Origin of the sequence: Aurantimonas sp. A2-1-M11 (assembly GCF_036549475.1) — a bacterium.
Taxonomy (GTDB): domain Bacteria; phylum Pseudomonadota; class Alphaproteobacteria; order Rhizobiales; family Rhizobiaceae; genus Aurantimonas.
Genome location: NZ_JAZHLI010000201.1, coordinates 1 through 1,140 on the forward strand (window position 1 = coordinate 1; position 1,140 = coordinate 1,140).

Sequence of the window (1,140 nt, forward strand, 5' to 3'; positions counted from 1 at the left end):
AGTGCCACCGACAAAAAGTCCCTCAAATCGCGGCGAAAACTCGCCGGCTGGTCTCCCGACTACCTCGCAAAACTCCTCGATCCGACGGCATGAAATATGGATTCGGAGCCCTGTGCGTTTCACCCGGTCAGGATTTCGACCGCGTCGCTGGCGGGGTCTTCCAGGGCGTCGATGACGTCGAAATGGTGCCGGCCCGGCGCCTCGACGGCGCCGGTGCGCAGGCCGAGACCGTGCCAGGCGCTGGCGAGCAGCGCGTTTTGGCGGCGAAACTCCGGCAGTTCGTCGCCGCCGACAAGACAGGTCAGCGCCGCGTCGCCGCGCGGTTCGAGAAGCGCCGGGCTTTCGGCCCGCGCCTCGGGCAAATCGAGCGCCAGGACCTCGTTCATCGCCGTCTTCATGATGGGGCGCAGGTCATGGACGCCGCTGATCGACAGGACCCGGTCGATGCGGGCGGCGGTCGCCTCGGACAGAGGCGAATCCGTGCAGATCATCCGCGTCACCAGATGGCCGCCAGCCGAATGGCCGGACAGGCGGATCGGACCGGCAATATCCGACGCCGCCATGTCGAGGAACTGCGCGATCTGGCGGGTGATCCCGGCGATGCGGATCGTCGGGCAGAGCGGATAGGAGGGCATGGCGACGGCAAAGCCGCGAGCCAGTGCGCCGGCCGCCAGATGCGACCATTCGGACCGGCCGAACGCCTTCCAGTAGCCGCCATGGACATAGACGGCGAGGCCGCCGGGCGCGCCGTCGGGCAGGAAGAGGTCGTAGCGGGCCCGCTCGTCCGCGCCATAGGGGCAGGCGAGGCGGGCGCGGCCTGCCGCGTCCATCTCCTGCCGGAACGCGCTCGCGCGCTCGCGCCAGCGCGGCGGATAGGTCTCGGCACCGGCGATCGCGCCGGAATTGCCATAGGCCGTGTCGAAATCGTCGATCGGCGCGTCCACCGTCTGGCTCATGGCCCGTCGTTCCCTCGTGCTCTCCGGCTGGTTTCGTCGTGGCTCAGAAGAAGGCCTGGAGGCCGGTCTGGGCCTTGCCGAGGATCAGCGCATGGACGTCGTGCGTGCCCTCGTAGGTGTTGACGGTCTCCAGGTTCTGGGCGTGGCGCATGACGTGGTACTCGCCCATGATGCCGTTGCCGCC

General features: G+C 68.5%; 1 protein-coding gene and 1 pseudogene. Both read right to left on the bottom strand.

The features are described 5' to 3' along the window. Positions 1-119: 119 nt before the first annotated feature. Complete coding sequence (locus VQ042_RS25630; RefSeq protein ID WP_331823056.1) at positions 120-956, bottom strand: alpha/beta hydrolase; 837 nt, start codon at positions 954-956, stop codon at positions 120-122. 43 nt (positions 957-999) lie between these two features. Further along, positions 1,000-1,140, bottom strand: a pseudogene (locus tag VQ042_RS25635) (acyl-CoA dehydrogenase); the annotation flags it as partial.

Bases quoted from the DNA above. Each gene is read 5' to 3' on its own strand.
- VQ042_RS25630 (WP_331823056.1), bottom strand. From the start codon at position 956: ATGAGCCAGACGGTGGACGCGCCGATCGACGATTTCGACACGGCCTAT.